The sequence below is a fragment of the Parabacteroides sp. APC149_11_2_Y6 genome (assembly GCF_054506995.1).
The window spans coordinates 1439563-1456878 of the sequence record NZ_CP173709.1 but is presented as its reverse complement, the minus strand read 5'-3'; the positions used below and the strand labels follow the sequence as shown (position 1 = coordinate 1456878).

At 42.8% G+C, this 17316-nt stretch carries 13 protein-coding genes; 6 read left to right on the top strand and 7 right to left on the bottom strand.

Translation table 11 applies throughout. From position 1 onward, the window contains the following. Positions 1-486: 486 nt before the first annotated feature. Together queD and ACGE0T_RS05850 are read left to right on the top strand one after the other, a co-directional pair. Positions 487-819 carry a 6-carboxytetrahydropterin synthase QueD gene (queD, locus tag ACGE0T_RS05855; protein ID WP_459189599.1) on the top strand — a complete coding sequence of 111 codons (333 nt, stop codon included), beginning with the start codon at positions 487-489 and terminating at the stop codon, positions 817-819. Further along, complete coding sequence (locus tag ACGE0T_RS05850) at positions 806-1351, top strand: 7-carboxy-7-deazaguanine synthase QueE (RefSeq protein ID WP_459189598.1); 546 nt, start codon at positions 806-808, stop codon at positions 1349-1351. Before queD ends, ACGE0T_RS05850 begins: the two co-directional genes overlap by 14 nt. On the opposite strand, the gene ACGE0T_RS05845 is transcribed toward ACGE0T_RS05850, so the two are convergent. Continuing rightward, complete coding sequence (locus ACGE0T_RS05845; protein ID WP_459189597.1) at positions 1344-2870, bottom strand: hypothetical protein; 1527 nt, start codon at positions 2868-2870, stop codon at positions 1344-1346. The genes ACGE0T_RS05850 and ACGE0T_RS05845 overlap by 8 nt on opposite strands. Positions 2871-3032: 162 nt before the next feature. Here ACGE0T_RS05845 and rbsK point away from each other — a divergent pair, with 162 nt between their 5' ends. The 4 genes from rbsK to ACGE0T_RS05825 are packed head-to-tail and all read left to right on the top strand — an operon-like array spanning position 3033 to position 7583. Then, positions 3033-3959: a ribokinase gene (rbsK, locus tag ACGE0T_RS05840; RefSeq protein ID WP_459189596.1), complete on the top strand. Its 927-nt coding sequence runs from the start codon at positions 3033-3035 to the stop codon at positions 3957-3959. A 20-nt stretch (positions 3960-3979) separates the two neighbouring features. Next, on the top strand, positions 3980-5536 hold the full coding sequence (locus tag ACGE0T_RS05835) for an ADP-ribosylglycohydrolase family protein (protein WP_459189595.1): 1557 nt from the start codon (positions 3980-3982) through the stop codon (positions 5534-5536). A gap of 20 nt (positions 5537-5556) precedes the next feature. After that, entirely contained in the window at positions 5557-6573 is a 1017-nt protein-coding gene (locus ACGE0T_RS05830) for a nucleoside hydrolase (RefSeq protein ID WP_459189594.1), read from the top strand. 8 nt (positions 6574-6581) lie between these two features. Beyond that, positions 6582-7583 (top strand): GRP family sugar transporter, encoded by a 1002-nt coding sequence (locus ACGE0T_RS05825; RefSeq protein ID WP_459189593.1) that lies wholly within the window; start codon positions 6582-6584, stop codon positions 7581-7583. 779 nt (positions 7584-8362) lie between these two features. Here the strand turns inward: ACGE0T_RS05825 and ACGE0T_RS05820 are convergent. The 6 genes from ACGE0T_RS05820 to ACGE0T_RS05795 all read right to left on the bottom strand — a co-directional run bounded on the left by ACGE0T_RS05820 (position 8363) and on the right by ACGE0T_RS05795 (position 17259). Then, on the bottom strand, positions 8363-9706 hold the full coding sequence (locus ACGE0T_RS05820; protein WP_459189592.1) for a dihydroorotase: 1344 nt from the start codon (positions 9704-9706) through the stop codon (positions 8363-8365). 138 nt (positions 9707-9844) lie between these two features. Beyond that, a complete protein-coding gene (locus tag ACGE0T_RS05815) occupies positions 9845-10588 on the bottom strand; it encodes an MIP/aquaporin family protein (protein ID WP_459189591.1) in 744 nt (247 codons plus the stop codon). 43 nt (positions 10589-10631) lie between these two features. Then, complete coding sequence (gene glpK, locus ACGE0T_RS05810) at positions 10632-12134, bottom strand: glycerol kinase GlpK (protein ID WP_459189590.1); 1503 nt, start codon at positions 12132-12134, stop codon at positions 10632-10634. 26 nt (positions 12135-12160) lie between these two features. Further along, positions 12161-13726: a glycerol-3-phosphate dehydrogenase/oxidase gene (locus ACGE0T_RS05805; protein WP_459189589.1), complete on the bottom strand. Its 1566-nt coding sequence runs from the start codon at positions 13724-13726 to the stop codon at positions 12161-12163. Positions 13727-13901: 175 nt separating this feature from the next. Beyond that, positions 13902-16247 carry a transglycosylase domain-containing protein gene (locus ACGE0T_RS05800; protein ID WP_459189588.1) on the bottom strand — a complete coding sequence of 782 codons (2346 nt, stop codon included), beginning with the start codon at positions 16245-16247 and terminating at the stop codon, positions 13902-13904. Positions 16248-16314: 67 nt separating this feature from the next. Then, a complete protein-coding gene (locus tag ACGE0T_RS05795) occupies positions 16315-17259 on the bottom strand; it encodes a YeiH family protein (protein WP_459189587.1) in 945 nt (314 codons plus the stop codon). Between the last annotated feature and the right edge of the window lie 57 nt (positions 17260-17316).

Below are 17316 nucleotides of genomic sequence, written 5' to 3'. Positions count from 1 at the left end.
GTAAAATAATAAAGAGGGCCTTTTCTCAAAGGCCCTCTTTATAGGTTTAATAGGTATTAGTCTTTAAGGCAAAAAGATTGTTTAGGTTATCTGCGTGCAAAGATGAAGCATTTTGGAAGACTGGGCAAATAAAAAAAGATATTCTACAACATATTTTTAAAGTTATCGAAACTTATTTGCAGCTTCTTCTATTTTTTAACAAAATTACTCCACCGATTAAATATCAGTACTTATAAGAAAAAAACATCAAATCTATTTGATTTTGAAGCAAATTAAGGCAAAATATTTCATTTACCTACAAGATTGTTGCTTTTTTCAATCAAATCGCATTAAAGATATAGTTTATAAGACTTGCAAACACGTTATTCATTTTTTAATATTTCAATACACATACAAAAAAGAAGATACCCATAAAAAAGCATTAAATTTGCAGCATGTACCGAGGTGACATTAGGTACTAATCTTTTATTAATTATTTCAATAAATATGTATACCGTTATCAAACAAATGGAGATTTCGGCTGCTCACAGCCTGTCGCTCTCTTATCCCAGTAAATGCGAAAATCTGCATGGTCACAACTGGATTATTACCGTTTACTGCCGTTCCAGGGAATTGAATGCCGATGGAATGGTTATCGACTTCAGCCACATCAAACAAGTAGTGAAAGGTCAACTCGACCACAAAAACCTAAACGATGTGTTACCATTCAACCCTACCGCAGAAAATATAGCAAAGTGGATATGCGACCAGTTGCCTACTTGCTACAAAGTGGAAGTAAAAGAATCCGAAGGAAATACCGCCATCTATGAAAAAGATTAACGAGATATTCTACAGCCTCCAGGGAGAAGGCTATCATAGCGGGACACCTGCCGTATTCATACGGTTCTCCGGCTGCAATTTAAAATGCAGCTTCTGCGATACGAAACATGAAGAAGGTACATATATGTCCGACAATGAGATTATAGAGGCAATTTCTTCTTTTCCTGCAAATACAGTTATCCTGACAGGAGGCGAACCCTCTCTCCAGATAGATGACGCTCTTATCAAATTACTGCATAAGGCAGGTAAATATATATGTATAGAGACAAACGGAACCCATCCGCTTCCCTCCGGCATCGACTGGATTACCTGTTCCCCTAAAGAAGGAGCTCCCGTCCGTTTGCAACATATCGATGAGGTGAAAGTAGTTTACACCGGACAAGATTTATCAGCTTATGCAGCTTTAAAGGCGGACTGGCATTTCCTGCAACCCTGCTCCTGCTCAAATACGGAAGAGGTGGTCGATTATATCCTCTGCCATCCCGAATGGCGCCTCAGCCTGCAAACCCATAAACTGATTGACATCAGGTAGGTGAAACCATGACTTCGGACAATGGCCTATCCGTCAGCTTACTTTCTATATAAGCCAGGATATCGAATGTCTTCAATAGCTGACGTTCGTACTTATCCTGTCTGACCGGAATACTCTCCTTACGGAATTGCTGCCACAGCTTCTCCTTAGATTTCCGGTAAACAGGCAGCGGATATGCCTTGATAAAGCGAAACAGCAATTTTTCCGTCCGGTACGTTTGTTTCTCGTAACGGATATTACGTTTGATGGAGTTGATTTCATTCTCAAAGAAATCATAATTGCCCGACTCAGCCTGAACCAGCAGATTTATCAACCGGGCTATCTTATAAGAAGGAAACGTATGGTATAGCTTACCCGAACCAAAGATATTCTTCATGCTTTTCCGTGCCCGGTTAATGTCGCCCAGACAAAGATACAGGACAGGCAAAGTCAGGTTAAGCTTTAACTGCGTTTCCAAACCGAGCTGGGAGATTTTCTTAAAAAGGTCTTCCTCTTTACTTTCCATCCAATGAAGAGCCTCTTCAAAACAGCCTGTATTCAGTAATGCAGAAAACTTATACAAATAAACCATGGCATGAACTTCAAGTATAAACCCAATGGGATAATCCCCTTTTGTAATATCCTCCAGACAAGAAATAAAGTAAGGCATTTCATCGTATAGACCAGCAATGTGCAAACTATCCACCACCCCTTGTATCGCACTTAAATAATAAAGCGGAGGGTTCTGAATGAGATGCCGGTTTGTTTCAAACAGGGTAATGAGTTCTTTATAGAAACGGATAGCCGATTTATAATTGCCTGTATTCAGATAATAAGTCGCCTGAAACAGGAGGTGCAGCTTCCTTGCCTCAAACCCTTTATAAGAACTGTTGGCTATCAGGTTCAGTTCGCTCAACACTAAATCGTTCAAATCCCCTTTTTGTTTCTCGGAACGGGCATACCCCTTATAGGCTATGCGATATTTCAGAATATCATATAATTGCAGATGCAGGTTGACATTACGGGAATATTTCATTATATCGTGAATCTTCATCTGTTTGCTTACCAGTTCCCGTTCGCTAAGCCCTTCAAATCCCAAAGCACCGAGGTATTTCAATTCAGTCCGGCGGATAAGCAGTTGTAACGGGTCATTTTCACTGGCTAAAGCAAGCCTTTTCGCTTTCTCGAGTTCAACAAAGGCAGCATCAAACAAGGAACGTTCAAATAATATATCAGCTTTTGTAATAGCACTGAAAATAGCAGCCTGCATATCTTGTTTATCCCGTAAATGTTCCAGGCAATCCAGTACCACACGATATAAATGTTTAGTTGCCATTTCCAGTCCTTTACCATCCAGTTGGTGGCAATATTGCTCATAAATCTCATCCGGTGAAAGTTCGCTGTTTATTAAATCAAAAAGGATCATGTAATTCTTCTCCCCGCTTTGAATACCCGTATATAAACGGAAATAACGTTTTTCTGCCTTGGTCAACGACCGTACAAGCAGGACTAATTGCTCTGGGATTGTGGATGTTTTCATAAATATACTTTATTGATTTTTATGACATTATCTTATTTAGAGAATGTAAATCTATCGATTTAGGTTTATCTTTACAAATAAATTATACATAAAAGGATTCCTTTTATAAATCTATATTTGCACTACTTCATTGTAAACACTTAATTTATATAAAAAACCAACATGGAAACGACTCAAACAGCAGGGAGAAAAATCTTGGTAGTAGGCAGCAGCAATACGGATATGGTAATCAAAGCCCGTCATTTGCCACGTCCGGGAGAGACGATCTTAGGAGGTTCCTTCTTTATGAATCCGGGAGGGAAAGGAGCTAACCAAGCTGTCACCATAGCACGCCTGGGCGGGCAGGTTACTTTTATATGTAAAACAGGCAGTGATATTTTCGGCCACCAGTCCCAACAACTTTTTGAAGAAGAAGGAATCAATACATCCTATATTTTTTCGGATTCCGAACATCCTTCCGGAGTTGCATTAATCACTGTCGACGAAAACGCAGAAAACTGTATTGTCGTCGCCTCAGGAGCCAATGCCAATTTATTACCATCCGACCTGAATAAAGCAGACGAAGCTATCGCGGAAGCCGACCTGATACTGATGCAACTCGAAATTCCCATGGAAACAGTGGAATATGTGGCAGAGCAGGGGCATCGCCTTGGAAAGAAAGTAATTTTAAATCCGGCTCCGGCTCATCCGTTGTCTCCTTCCCTTCTGAAGCACCTTTATATGATAACACCCAATGAAACGGAAGCCGAAATGATTTCCGGAATAAAAATAACGGACGAAACATCTGCCATCGAAGCGGCAAAGGTTCTGGTAGGTATGGGAGTCCAAAATGTAATCATTACCCTCGGTTCAAAAGGAGCTTTGGCTTATTGTGACAAGGATGTGGAAATGGTACCGGCACTGAAGGTAGAGGCGGTAGATACAACAGCCGCCGGCGACGTATTCAATGGCGCCCTGACTGTTGCTTTATCCGAAGGACGCAGCCTGCCGGAAGCCGTACGCTTCGCCTGCAAAGCATCCGCCATATCCGTCACACGGGTAGGTGCGCAATCATCCGCTCCTTACCGGAACGAAGTAGATATATTCTAACCCTATAAATACATATTATTATGAAAAACACGATCTGGATTGCGGCAGCTATCACTTTAATGTTGAGTGGCTCCTGTTCCTCGCCGACAAAGAAAATAAAAGAACCCGCCCGGAAAACCTTTCTCATCACAGGAGAGCGGCTGATGGATAAGATTAAGGGAGGTTGGGCAGGACAAACTATCGGCTGCACATACGGCGGACCTACCGAGTTTAAATATAACGGTACTATCATACAAGATTATGTCCCTATCCTATGGCCGGACCATTATATCAAATGGTGGTACGAACATGCTCCCGGACTTTATGACGACGTCTACATGGACCTTACTTTTGTAAATGTATTCGACCGTCTCGGGCTGGATGCACCAGCCGACTCTTTCGCCGTAGCCTTTGCCAACGCCGGTTACACTTTATGGCATGCAAACCAGGCGGCACGCTACAATATCCTGCAAGGACTTATGCCTCCCGCTTCCGGACATTGGCTGAACAATCCGCATGCCGACGACCTGGATTACCAGATTGAAGCAGATTATGCCGGGCTTATGTCGCCGGGCATGCCCAATACAGCCTCCGAAATATCAGATAAAATCGGACATATCATGACCTATGGAGACGGTTGGTACGGAGGTGTGTATATTGGCGCCATGTACTCACTCGCCTTCATTTCCGATGATATTGAATTTATTGTTACGGAAGCATTGAAAACAATACCCGAGAAAAGTAATTATTACCAGTGTATGAGTGATGTTATCCGGTGGCACAAAGAATTTCCGGACGACTGGAAAAGGACCTGGTTTGAATGTGAAAGGAAATGGACGGAAGAAGTTGGTTGCCCGGATGGCGTATTCATGCCTTTCAGCATCGATGCGGTCATCAACAGTGCCTATATTCTGATCGGATTATTGTATGGAGAAGGAGATTTTTATAAAACGATGGACATTGCAACCCGTTGCGGACAAGATTCAGATTGTAACCCGGCTTCTGCAGCCGGTATCCTTGGCACGATTTTAGGCTACAACCTGATACCGGACCGTTGGTTGGATAACCTGAAAGAGGTTGAGGATATGAATCTCGCCTACACAGATATCTCATTGAAAAAAGCGTACCAAATGAGTTTCAACCATGCATTGCAAATGATAGGACGCAATGGAGGAACAATAAACGGGCAGGAAATTACCATTATTTGCCAACACCCTGTCCCTGTCCGTTACGAAAAATCATTCGAAGGGCTCTACCCTATTGAGCGTATCAATCTGTATAAAGAAATTCAGGATGTACAAGAAGTTAAAACAACCGGAACCGGTGTTGTGTTTAAAGGCTTTGTCCAATGTCCTGACGATAAATATGTGGCAAAAGTAGAAATGTATATGGATGGGGAATTAACGGAAACAGCCAATCTCCCTGCATCCTATCTCAAACGCCGTAATGAGTTGTTTTGGAAATACAGGATACCTAAAGGCGAACATGTATTCACCTTTAAATGGCTGAACCCGGTTTCCAATGCTTCCGTAAAATTCAATGATGCTTTAGTGTATTCCGACACGCCAGAGAATGTCGCGGACCGTCATAACGATTAAACATCTAAAAATATAATACCATGAATAAATTTCTTCCTTTAATTTGCACAGTCCTGTTCTTAGCTGCCTGCACAGGAAAAACGGTTAAAAACGGATTTAATGAAGAGAATACCCAATCCGTCAACTTAATTCTCGATACGGATTTAGGTCCAGACTACGATGACGTCGGAGCCTTTGCCGTTATGCACGCATTGGCGGACAGCGGAGAGGTCAATATTCTTGCTACCGTATCCTCAAACTGTGACGAAAGGGTGATTCCTTGTATCGAAGTGTTGAACACCTACTTTAAGCGCCCTGATATTCCTGTGGGTGCTCCGAAAAGTAAAAATGGCGTATCACTGACGACCTGGCATAAAACAAAATGGACAGATGTTTTACCTGCCAAATATCCGCATAAGACAGCAAAGACATCCGATGCAACCGATGCGGTTAAAGTATATCGCAAGGTGCTCAGTTCCCAACCGGATAATAGCGTTGTAATTTGTACGATAGGTTTCTTCACCAACCTGAGTAACTTATTGCAATCCGAAGGAGACGAGTACTGCCCTCTTAACGGCAAGGACCTGGTTGCAAAAAAAGTAAACCATTTAGTATCCATGGCCGGTGTTTTCCCTAAAGGCAAAGAGTTCAACGTTTTTTGTGATGCAGCCTCGTCGCGCATTGTGGCAGAACAATGGCCTACTGAAATTATATTCAGCGGTTGGGAAATCGGAAATGTAGTCCTTACTGGTAAAAAACTGGTACAAATGAATACCGAAAACGATCCGGTAAAAGAAGCCTATGCCCTTAGCTTCGCCGAAGGAGACCCCGACGGACGTATGAGTTGGGACCAGACAGCCGTATTGGTTGCCATCAAAGGATATGAACCTTATTATACGGCAGAACGAGGTACATTCAAAGTCGTGGATGAAGAGGGAAATAACGACTGGGAACCTAACGAGAAAGGGAAAGACCTTCGCCTGATTGAAAAAATGCCGCATCAAGAAGTGGCTGCTTTATTAGAAAATTATATGATGCATCAACCATTAAATAAATAGAGAAAACTATGTTTATCGTACAAAATTATCCATTGGCAATTGCTTTCTGTGTAGTCACAATGCTTTGTTGGGGCTCGTGGGGAAACACACAGAAGCTCGCTTCCAAGACATGGAGGTATGAATTTTTTTATTGGGATTATGTAATCGGGGTATTGCTCTTCTCCATCCTTTCCGCTTTTACATTGGGAAGTACGGGAGCAGAAGGGCAAAGTTTTTTGACGAATCTGGCACAGGCTGACTGTATGAATATGGGAAGCGCCTTCTTCGGCGGTATCGTATTCAATGCTGCCAATATTTTATTGTCGGCGGCAATAGCTATTTGCGGCATGTCGGTTGCATTCCCTGTCGGCATAGGTTTGGCACTGGTACTCGGTGTTCTTGTTAACTACTTCGGATCGGCAAAGGGGGAACCGATGTATATATTTATCGGCGTTGTATTTATCACTATAGCCATTATACTGAACGGGCTGGCATACAAAAAAGCATTGGTAGGGTCGAAAAAGGTATCAGGCAAAGGTATCTTTATTTCCATCGCCGCCGGTATTATCATGTCATTCTTCTACCGCTTTGTTGCCGCTTCAATGGACTTGGGTAACTTTGCCAATCCGGCTCCGGGAAAACTAACTCCCTATACTGCCGTATTTATCTTCTCTTTAGGTGTATTCGCCAGCAATTTCATATTCAACACGATTGCGATGAAACGCCCGGTAGAAGGAGAACCTGTCTCCATATCCGGTTATTTCAAAGGAAACCTAAGCACACATATGGTTGGTATTTTAGGCGGGGTTATCTGGTGTATCGGACAATCATTCAGCATGATTGCTTCCGAAAAGGCAGGAGCAGCCATCTCATATGGACTGGGACAAGGTGCCACGCTTGTTTCCGCTCTATGGGGAATATTAATCTGGAAAGAATTTAAAGGAGCACCAAAGGCATCAAACCAACTGAATATGGGTATGTTTATTCTATTCATTATCGGCTTGGGCTTCCTTATTTATGCAGGGGCATAGATTGTACAAAGGGAGAAAGGAACCGGATAGTCTCACAATACATCAGGAATGTGGAAATTGTCTTTTTATCAAAATGTCAATAGACCCTGTTCGTGTATCGCCTGCATGACCATCATAGCGTGAGAGATTGAAAATACGCTGCTCTCGCGAGGTTTAGCTTTATCACTTTGTTGCCGCAGATAGCATAATACTTGCTAATTGGTTAGAGACGGAAATTAATTTATTAGACGCGGATGACGCGAAAATGCGGATTAATACATGTTATTTGCTTATTAATCCGCGTTTTTCGCGTCATCCGCGTCTAATCATATTGTCACGTTTGTCAGGTAATAATAATCTATCTAATATTAGCGTCAAGTCCGGTTTTATAACCATTCCAGCTTTGCATTTCTGCCCAATAACATCTAAAAACAAAGCATATATGCTTTAAATTCAAAACATATATGCTTTAAAGTTAAAACATAGGTGTTTTGATCCGCGCGAATAGTTAGATTTTAGTCCGAAAATAGTTGGAATTAGTACCGGTACTAATTAAAATTACCCTCCGAGTAAATAAAAAAAGGTCCCAAATTCCATATAAATCCACCTTATTCACACTAAAAAGCTCTCAATATCCCCTAAAAACGCTTTCACAAACACATGCTCAGTCAGCAAAAAAGGCTTTATTCTATCAAAATATCAGCCAATAGCTAAAAAGGGTGACATTATACAATATAAAAAAAGACGGCCTAAACGTTGAAGTAACGCTTAGGCTGTCTCACAAAAGTTCATGATTTTATTTATAGGGTATACTTTACTTCCATTCCTCTGAAGTCATCATCAATCTTACCATTGTCATAAACCAAATGACCGTTTACGAATGTCTGCGTTACCGCATGATGGAATGTATAGCCTTCAAACGGAGACCAACCGCATTTATAGAGGATATTCTCTTTTTCCACCGTCCATGTCTTTTGCGGGTCTACCAGAACCAAATCGGCATAATAACCGGGACGGATATACCCACGGCGGTCTATACGAAATAGTTCTGCCGGCATATGAGCCATCTTCTCCACTACTTTCTCATAAGTAAAACGTCCCTCAGAAGCCAGTTCAAGCATAACAATCAACGAATGCTGAACCAACGGACCACCGGAAGCAGCTTTCAGGCAACTGCCCTCCTTCTCTGAAAGAAGGTGTGGAGCATGGTCGGTTGCCACAATATCGATTGTATTATTATTGACAGCATCACGCAGGGCGGTACGGTCTTCCAATGTTTTAATAGAAGGATTCCATTTAATACGGTTGCCGAACAACTTATAATCTCCATCATGGAACCAAAGATGATGTACACAGACCTCTCCTGTTATCTTTTTCTCACTCAACGGAAGCTTATTGCCGAGTAAAGTCAATTCTTTCGCCGTGGAAAGATGCAGGATATGCAAACGGGAATTTAGGCGGGTGGCAAGTTCCACAGCTTCCGAAGAAGAGGCATAACATGCTTCTTCACTACGTATTTTACTATGGAAGGATATATCCAGGTCTTGACCGTATAAATCGGTATAATAGGCAAGGTTACGTTTGATAACCTCCTCTTTCTCGGCATGGATAGCTATCAGCATACCGGCTTCCCCGAAGATACGTTCCAAGCTCTCCTTTTTATCCACCAACATATTTCCGGTTGAAGAACCAAGGAATAACTTCAGCCCCGGAATGCGTGTGCGATCCAGTTTGCGTATCTCATCCATATTATCATTGGTTCCTCCAAAGAAGAAAGAGTAGTTGACTGCTGATGTCTCGGCTCCGCGCTGTAATTTCCATTCCAGTTCGGACAACGTCGTAGTCTGCGGCTTGGTATTCGGCATATCCATGAAAGAAGTAACTCCACCGGCTGCGGCAGCACGGCTTTCACTGGAAATATCTCCTTTGTGAGTCAATCCCGGTTCGCGGAAATGAACCTGGTCGTCGATAGCACCCGGCAACAAATACTTGCCTTTGGCTTCTATTATTTTTCCTTCGAGGGCGGAAGGAGGAAGTTCTCCCTCATAAACGGCTGCGATCTTATCGTTTTCAATCAGGACTGAACCGTTGAAGATGCGTCCTTCATTTATGACTGTGGCGTCTTTTATCAGTGTCTTGCTCATACTTTCTTTTGTTTTAATATTCACAAAAGTAGAGATTTCTTCTGATATATAAAAAACATCAGCCTGTCAATCCCGACAGGCTGATATCGAATTTAGCACGAACAATCTCGATCTCTAAATATAGTAAATTATTAAGACTCAATAATTCGTAAACAGGAACAATAAAGCGGCAAGGGCAGCGCCCGCTATCGGTCCTACAACCGGAATCCAGGCGTATCCCCAATGGCTACTCCCCTTTCCTTTGATAGGTAAGATAAAGTGCATAAGACGCGGGGCAAAATCACGTGCCGGGTTAATTGCATATCCGGTTGGCCCGCCCAGCGACAAACCGATTACCCACACGGTAAAGGCAACAGGTATAGCACCTATCGAGCCTAAACCGACCGGTAAGGTACTTTTCCCATCTTCCATGGTTACCGCACCTCCTGTTATGTAAAAGACTACAAACATCAAGACAAAAGTTCCGACAACTTCCGCGATAAAATTCAATAACGTATTTTTTATCGCCGGAGAAGTTGCAAAAACGCCCAACTGGGTTTCCTTATCACTGGTTATGTCAAAATGGTCTTTATAAACCAGCCACACTAAAAACGCACCGATGGCAGCTCCGAGTAATTGAGCGACAATATATCCGCCCACCTCGCTCCAAGGGAAAGAACCGGCTATAGCAAGCCCGATAGTGACAGCCGGGTTCAAATGAGCCCCGCTATACGGTCCGGCAACTACAACTCCAATAAAAACACCTAATGCCCAGGCTGTTGTAATCGCCAGCCAACCGGCACCGTGTCCTTTCGTGTTCTTCAGGCATACATTGGCAACAACGCCGCCTCCCATCAGAAGAAGCAAGGCTGTTCCTATTAATTCGGCTAAAAATGGTGTCATAGGGTATTACGATTTAAATCAAATTAAATTATCACATCTATTCTTATTCGGAAGCCCAGTCAAGGGAACGTCCTACGGCTTTATGCCATCCTTCCAGCAAGGTATCGACTTCTTTCTGAGCCATCTCGGCGCTGAACACTTTATCCAACGACCATTGCTCTTTCAGTTCATCCACGTTTTTCCAGTAACCGACAGCCAACCCGGCCAGATAAGCTGCGCCCAAAGCTGTTGTTTCAAGCACCTGCGGACGTACTACCGGACAATTGCTGATGTCAGCCTGGAACTGCATAAGGAAATTATTGGCTATGGCGCCACCATCCACACGGATTTCTTTCGGACGGGTATGAATATCGTTTTCCATAGCAGTAAGCACATCATACACCTGGTAACATATACCTTCAAGGGCTGCACGCGTAATATGCGCCGCACTTGTTCCACGGGTGATACCTATAATCGTTCCACGAGCATACTGGTCCCAATGGGGAGCGCCCAAACCGGTCAGGGCCGGAACAAAATAAACGCCGCCGTTATTCGGTACCGAATTTGCCATTGCTTCCGTAATTGCAGCATCACGTACCAATCCCAGTTCGTCACGTAGCCACTGTACTACAGCACCACCAACGAACACACTGCCTTCGAGCGCATAAACAACCTCGCCATTAATCTTCCAGGCAATGGTTGTCAGCAAATTATTCTGGGAAATAACAGGCTTGTTTCCTGTATTCAGAATCATGAAACAACCGGTTCCATAAGTGGTTTTTATCATCCCCACATCCGTACAGAGCTGTCCGAAAAGTGCCGCCTGCTGGTCGCCAGCCATACCGGAAACCGGAATACCGGTTTTAAATAAAGGGGTACTTGTCTGACAGTAAACTTCACTGCTGCTTTTTACTTCCGGCATCATAGAGAGAGGAATATCGAACAATTCCAGCAATTCCTTATCCCATTTCTGTGTATGAATATTGAACAACATCGTGCGGGAAGCATTCGTAATATCCGTAATAAAATGAGTACCGCGCGTCAGTTTCCAAACCAACCAGGAATCGATTGTGCCGAAACACAATTCACCCCGTTCGGCCCGTTCGCGAATGCCCTTTACATTATCCAATATCCAGCGTATCTTAGTTGCGGAGAAATAAGCGTCGATAATCAACCCGGTCTTTTCCTGAATCATAGTAGCATATCCCTGTGCTTTCAGATCTTCACAGAAATCGGCTGTACGCCTGTCTTGCCAGACTATTGCATTATATACGGGGAAACCGGTTTCCCTATCCCAGATAATTGTTGTTTCACGCTGGTTTGCGATACCGATACAAGCAATATGTTCATCGGTAACATCTGCTTTAGCCATTGCCTCTTTGATAGCAGACGACTGTGTATACCAGATTTCATTAGGGTCGTGTTCCACCCAACCCGGTTTCGGGAAATACTGCTGAAACGGGTTTTGTGCAAGTGTTATAATGGTTCCATGATGGTTAAACAGGATAGCTCTTGAAGAAGTAGTACCCTGGTCTATTGCCAATACATATTTACTTTTAAGGTCCATACAAATTCAATCTTTAAATTCTTACATTAATCCAATACATAATTAGAAGCAACTTTCGTAAATTGCTTTTTCTGTTCTATCTTCCAAGCCTCATCCTTACCTAATTCTTCTGTTAATATATCAGCAACTACAGGAGCTACCTCTACAGCCGCACGGGCATCCAGGAACAACAGGCGAAGACGACGAGCCAAAATATCTTCAATGGTGCGAGCCATTTCATTCCGGATAATCCAGACAATCAAACCTCTCGTATAAGCATAACGAGGATGCAACTTCTCCTCCATTTCCGGAGATGAAGCCTCAAACTTGCGTATGTCATCCTCATCCGATCCAAATACATACAAAGGATTATTGAAATCCGGATTAGGACGGGCGCCATGTATCATATAATGTTCTGTTATACAATCCTCTATCTGTATATTCATATCACGAAGTGCATAATCAATCGTATCCTGCGCCATTCTACGGTAAGTAGTCCATTTACCTCCGATAATCGTTACCAATCCAGAGTCTTCACGCATCAGTTTATGGCTGCGGGAAATTTCTTTTGTTTTCTTTCCTTCATCACGGGGCGCAGCAAGAGGACGAAGACCTGCAAATACAGACTGTACGTCACTGCGTTTCGGCGGACGTGTCAAATAGTTGCCTGCCGTATCCAAAATAAACTGGATTTCCTTTTCCAAGGCTACAGGTTCCATCAACGATTTATCCATCAATGTATCTGTAGTTCCTACCACTACTTTATTGTGCCAGGGAACAGCGAACAACACACGGCCATCGGATGTTTTTGGAATCATAACGGCATAATCGCTATCAAGGAAAGAAGATTCCAGAATAAGGTGCACTCCCTGGCTGGGACGTACAATCGGACGTTTTTCCGGCTTATCCATCTGCAGGATTTCATCGGCGAAAACACCTGTTGCATTGATCACAGAACGGGAACGTACTTTATATACTTTACCGCTTTCTTCATCGCGTACTTCCGCACCACAAACTTTACCGGCTTCATCTTTCAGCAAGCCTACCACATTTGTGTAATTAAGTACACAGGCCCCGGCATCTACAGCCGTACGAGCCAGGTTAATAGCAAGGCGGGAATCGTCAAACTGCCCGTCATGATAAAGTACACCGGCTTTCAATCCTTTACTGCGAAGCTTGGGTATTTTACGGACAGCACGTTTCGGACCTATACATAAAGACCGTCCGAAGCCCAGACGACCAGCCATCAAATCATACATTGTAAGACCGATAGCATAGAAAGGTCCTTCCCACCAGCGATAACAAGGAATCAGAAAGGTTTGGTCTTTTACCAGATGAGGAGCATTTTTTCGTAGTAACCCGCGCTCATGCAATGCCTCAAACACCAGCATTACATCTCCCTGTGCCAAATAGCGTACCCCGCCATGTACCAGTTTCGTACTCCGGCTGGAAGTCGCTTTAGAAAAGTCCGATCTTTCGAACAAGGCAACAGAATAACCACGCGTTGCTGCATCCAATGCAACACCCAGTCCCGTCGCTCCACCGCCTATAACTATGAAATCGAAATCTTTTCCAGTGTCTAAAAATTGAGAAATTAATAACTCACGTTTCATATTACGCATCTTTAAAGATTAACATCTACAAATCTAACAAATAAAATCTGATAAAAAATGCGTTATGAAATAATTAAGACAGAAGGCTTTACACAAGTCAGGCACGAAAACCCATTCTCCACTTTGAATATTAAAAGATGGGAAACGGATAGTCCGTGCCTGAATTTAAGAAATATTATTCAAACATCTTGTCAATGCCCCCTACATCGGTAGGTATTTGCTTACGATCTTCTTCGTTTGTCGTTTTACAAGGGTTGTTATATTGCTCAGGGACTTCGAAATCTTCTGTCTCAGAATAATCCAAAGTCTTGTCTGCATAGACTTTTTGCATATATAAACCATAGATAGGTAATGCCATGCTGGCACCTTGTCCATCTTGCAAGCGGTCGAAATGTATAGAACGGTCTTCACCTCCTACCCAGCAACCGGATACTAAACTCGGAGTAAATGCCATAAACCAACCGTCGGAGTTGTTCTGCGTCGTTCCTGTCTTCCCTCCCATTGGAGCTTTGATTCCATAACGGAAACGAACACGGCTACCTGTACCTCCATCCATAACGCTGCGCAACATATAAAGCATTTTATAAGAGGCTTCTTCTGTCAAGACTTCGCTCATTTGGGGATTAAAGTTGGCTATCGTATTTCCATACGGATCTTCAATATGGGTTACATAAAGCGGCTCTACACGAATACCTCTATTCGCAAATGTTGTGTAAGCACTTACCATCTCCGCTACCGAAACATCCGGTGTACCCAAGCAAACGGATATAACCGGGTCGATATGATTTTTCAAACCGAATGAATGCAACAGACGTACGAATGTATAAGGAGACATCTGTCCCATCAGCCATGCTGTTACCCAGTTATCCGAATTTTGTAATCCCCACTGGATGGAGACTTTTTCACCAATACGTTTAGCACTGGCATTACGTGGGGTCCACAATATGCCATTCTCATCCGTTAACTGTTGCTGCACATGCAACATTTCATCACAAGGGCTAAATCCTTCGATCATAGCCAGTGAATAAAGGAACGGTTTAATGGTAGAACCTATCTGGCGACGTCCACCGTTCACCATATCATATTGAAAATCATTATAGTCTATACCGCCGACATATGCTTTGACATGTCCGCTCCGCGGGTCCATAGACATAAAACCGGTACGAAGGAAACTCTTATGATAACGGATGGAATCTAAAGGAGACATTATGGTATCCCTTGGTCCGCTCCAGGTAAATACCCGCATTTCCACAGGTTTCTTAAATTCTTTCCGTATCTCGTCTTCTTTCATTCCGCTCTTCTTCAATTCACGGTAACGGTCGGTCTGGTGCATTGCACGTACCATCATGGTATCAACCTGGCCAGCTGAAACAGAACGGGAGAACGGGGCATAACTTCTACCTTGCTTTTCTTTAAAGAAAGAAGGTTGCAAAGTCTTACTGAAATGTTCCTGTACCGCTTCTTCCGCATACTTCTGCATGCGTGAATCTATGGTTGTATAGATTTTCAAACCGTCGGTATAAATATTGTAATTGGAACCATCGGCTTTCTTATTCTTATTACACCAGCCATATAAAGGATTGGTTTCCCATGCTAATGAATCTTCACTGAATTTCTGGGATTGCCAGGATGCATAATTCTTCCGTTCCGGTTTCTTTGCCATCATTACCAAACGAAGATATTCACGGAAATAAGGAGCCGGACCGTCTTTATGGTCCATACGGGTAAAACGAAGTGTAAGAGGTAATGTTTTCAAAGAGTCACATTCCGCCTTACTCAGATAACCGGCTTTCTCCATCTGCTCCAATACGGTATTACGGCGTCCACGTGTACGCTCCGGTTGCCGTACCGGATTGAAATAGGATGGGTTTTTACACATTCCTATCAATGTTGCGGCTTCTTCTATTTTTAAGTTCTTGGGAGTCGTTCCAAAATAGACGCGGGCAGCCGACTGGATACCAACGGCATTATACAGGAAGTCGAATTTGTTTAAATACATATTGACAATCTCTTCCTTGGTATAGAAACGTTCCAACTGTACGGCTATCACCCATTCGATAGGTTTTTGGAACAAGCGTTCCATGATATTATCGGCGCTGGGCGAAAATAATTGCTTGGCAAGCTGTTGGGTAATCGTACTACCTCCACCACCGCTTTTTTGCATCAAAAGGCCACGCTTCACAACTGCACGGAATAGACCCTGTGCATCAATGCCGCTATGTTCGGAAAAACGAATATCTTCTGTTGCTATTAATGCCTTTACCAAATAAGGAGACAGGTCCTGGTAATTGACATATATACGGTTATCTTTACTATGTGCATAGGATCCCAGTACTTTTCCATCGGAAGAGATGACCTGGGATGCATATTTATCTATCGGATTTTCAAGTTGTTCTACCGGAGGCATATAACCGATAGAACCATTGGCAATTGCTGTAAACAACAGGGCTACTATTCCTACCCCTGCGGCAAACAACACCCAAAATGCAATAATAATACCTTTTGTTACTTTTGAAGCCATTCTTTATTTTCGTTATTCAGTCGGCAAAGGTAATAATTTATTGCCATACAAATAAGTAAATCTGTCGTTATTCTACCAACATGATTACCCCCAAACTCATCAATCCGATGAATATCCAAAGAATGACACCTTGTACCATAGGACGTACCCCAACATGTTTAATCACCTTACGGGACAAGCCACTGCCTATTAAAAATAAAGTTACCGTCAACCCTTTCTTTGCAGTCCAGACAAGTGAAGAACTTACCACCTCAGGAATAGATAAAAATGTATTTGCAACCATAGCCAAGATAAAAAAGAAAATGAACCAAGGAATACTAATTTTGGCACCTTTCTGTTTGAACAGGAACATGGTTGCAATTGTAACCGGAATAATCCAAAGCGCACGGGTCAGTTTAACCATCGTTGCTATTTCAAGCGCTTTCTCACCATAAGCAGCTCCGGCACCCACAACCGAACTGGTATCGTGTATAGCTATTGCCGCCCACATTCCGAACTGCTCTTGTGTCATTCCTAACAAATGCCCGATAGGAGGAAAAATAAATAAGGCGATAGCATTTAATATAAAAATCGTTCCGAGTGACATGGACATTTCATTATCATTCGCCTTTACTACCGGGGCAACAGCAGCTATTGCACTTCCCCCACAAATAGCCGTACCGGCAGAAATCAAATAAGCAGTCTTTTTGTCCATCATCAGACGTTTACCCAGATACATTCCCAGAACGAGAACCGCAACGACAGACACAACTGTAAAAATCATTCCGTCTTTTCCTGTTTGCAAAGATTCATGCAAATTCATGCCAAAACCCAGACCAACGACTGAAAACTGCAATAAATATTTAGAAGTCTTTTTACTAAACACAGGAAACGGTTGCCCTGCTGTCATTCCTAAAGCAAGACCTAAGAACAAGGCTATAGCCGGTGAAATAAAGGGCATCAGGCAAAGAATAAAAAGAAGGATAAATAATGGTTTGTTGTACTTTGTCAAAACTTGCTCAATTGTATTCATCTGTTTATATCACTTATGTTTTTATTTTTCAGCCGGCAAAGATACAACAGATAAACC